Origin of the sequence: Psychroserpens damuponensis (assembly GCF_000826655.1) — a bacterium.
GTDB classification, from domain to species: domain Bacteria; phylum Bacteroidota; class Bacteroidia; order Flavobacteriales; family Flavobacteriaceae; genus Psychroserpens; species Psychroserpens damuponensis.
Genome location: NZ_JXJO01000075.1, coordinates 1 through 2569, shown reverse-complemented (window position 1 = coordinate 2569; position 2569 = coordinate 1). Strand labels below are relative to the sequence as shown.

The following is a 2569-nucleotide window of genomic DNA, read 5'->3' as shown; positions in this document are numbered from 1 at the left end:
ATTCACGTTCTGTCATTCCAATGTTAGGAGGAATCTCACATGAAAATAGTCGTGCGTATTTTGAGAATTATATTTTAAATAGCAAATTATTTCAATCCTTCTCATTTCCGAAGAAAAACGAATACTATTTCAAGTGACAGTAACATTTAATTAAATCACTTATCTTTATAAAGTACAATTATTTTCAATCAAAAATTATGAGATTATTAAATCAACTCCTTATAGTGTGTCTTTTTTTTGCATGCTTTTTTTCATGTAAAGACGCTTCAAAAAATAACGCTGTAGTAAGCGCAAAAAGTGAGTATGCTAACTTTATAAGTGACATGACATCTAAAGGAATTCCCACCGGAAATATCCTAGTTTATGAAGATGGCGAAGTTGTATTTAAAAGTAGTAATGGCTTACGATCTATCAACCCAATAGATTCATTGAGCTTAAATTCGCAATTCCGTTTGGCCTCTGTAAGCAAGCAGTTTACAGGTATGGCGATTATGAAATTAAAAGAAGCTGGCAAATTGGAGTATGACCAAAAAGTGAATACTATTTTAACCGATTTTCCTTATGATACCATTACAGTGCGTCAATTATTACATCATACCTCTGGGCTCACAGATTACGAACGTTTAATCGACGAAAACTTTGTTAAAACAGATTCTACAAAGCAATATATTTTAGGTAATGATGAGATTTTAGAACTGTTTTACAAAGTAAATCCTGAATTAGATTTTCAGCCTGGAGAAAAATGGGCATACAGTAATACAGGTTATTTGGTGTTGGCTTCTATTGTAGAAAAACTTTCTGGGCAACATTTTAGAGAGTTCTTAAAAGCACATATTACAGATCCAATTGGGATGACAAACACAACTTTATACGAGTATCAAATGGATGCAGATCCAAATATGCCTAATCGTGTTTTTGGGTATAGAAAAGGGCTCAATCAAAACGATTTAATTAGTAACGACTATAATATCGTTAATGATGTAAGAGGTGATGGCGGAATCTACTCAACCGCAGAAGATCTCTATAAATGGAACATGGCATTGGCAAACCACACCATCATTTCAAAAGATTATTTGGAGGAGGCTTGGTACTCAGGGCAAACCAACGATGGTGCATACATAGGTTATGGCTTTGGTTGGTTTTTAGACTATAATCCAGGTAATCCAATAGTTGTAAATCACTCAGGAGGTTGGGTTGGGTTTGTTACATTTTTACAAAATGAAGTCGATGCAAAAAGTGGTTTTATTATTTTAACCAATGATTCTGGAGAAAATTTTGGAGCTATTTATGATAATATTGAAAACATAAGAGCAGGAAAGCCTTATCAAATGCCAAGAGAAAGCGTTTATAAAGCAATGGCAAAAAAAATATACGAAAATGATGTTAACCAAGCCATAACGTTTTACAATAGTGTAAAAACAGATACCATTAATTATCGTGTTAGTGAAAACGATATCAATCAATTAGGATATTTATTAATCAATGAAAATAAAGTAGATGCGGCAGCTCAAGTTTTTAAATTAAATATTAGAGAACATCCAAAATCTGCAAATGTGTATGATAGTTATGGTGATGCGTTGTTAATGCAAGGAGATTCAATTCAGGCTTTAGCTAATTTTCAAATGTGCTATCAAATGGATGAAAGTTTAACCTATGCTAAGGATAAAGCAGAAGCATTGGAGAACGCTTTAAAAAATTAAACAATAGATTTCATTAAGTAAGCGAGTTGTCATTCCGACATTAGGAGGAATCTCACATAGTAATTCATACATGACTAAAAAATCACTATCACAATTATTAAGCAATGTAGGGAGTCAATCACTTTTCGTTTTAAATCCCTCAATCGCTAAGTCAGAATACATCATTCTAGATTTATCAATAACCAATACAACACTAAACACTCTTAACGTTTCTTCTTCGGAAACATTAGAGCATTACATTCATAGCCATAAACAGAACCATAGTGCAAAAGTCGCCTTTGGTGGATATCTTGAAACTCGAAACATCTACCAACGAAGCACCTATTTTAAAAATACAGACCCAGAAACCGAGCGCAATATTCATTTAGGTGTTGATCTTTGGATTGCTGCAGAAACTCCAATACTCACACCTTTAGATGCTGAGGTACACAGTTTTAAAAATAATACCAACCATGGCGATTATGGACCTACGATAATTTTGAAACATACTGTTGAACATCAAGAATTCTTCACGCTTTACGGACATCTTAGCTTAGCATCGATTCAAAATCTAAAAGTAGGGCAAACCTTTAAAAAAGGAGAACAAATTGCCACTTTAGGAGATGCAAGTGTCAATGGTGATTATGCGCCACATTTGCATTTTCAAATTATTAAAGATTTGCAAGGCTATGTTGGTGATTATCCAGGAGTTTGCTCTAAAAAGGATTTGGAGTTTTATCGAGAGAATTGTTTGGATCCTGAGTTGCTGTTGCGATTAGAATACAATAAAGCCCAAAATATATGAGTTTCATAGTCATTGTTCGTACTGTCATTCCGACGCTTGGAGGAATCTTACTTCAAAATAGTCAATGATTCTTTAGTCGTACCTT

At 33.6% G+C, this 2569-nt stretch carries 2 protein-coding genes; both read left to right on the top strand.

Translation table 11 applies throughout. The features are described from left to right. Window positions 1–197 precede the first annotated feature (197 nt). Window positions 198–1700 carry a serine hydrolase gene (locus TD29_RS18125; RefSeq protein ID WP_052467178.1) on the top strand — a complete coding sequence of 501 codons (1503 nt, stop codon included), beginning with the start codon at window positions 198–200 and terminating at the stop codon, window positions 1698–1700. Window positions 1701–1770: 70 nt separating this feature from the next. Then, window positions 1771–2484, top strand: a complete 714-nt coding sequence (locus tag TD29_RS17475) for a peptidoglycan DD-metalloendopeptidase family protein (RefSeq protein ID WP_040282827.1) — start codon at window positions 1771–1773, stop codon at window positions 2482–2484. The last annotated feature ends 85 nt before the right edge of the window (window positions 2485–2569 follow it).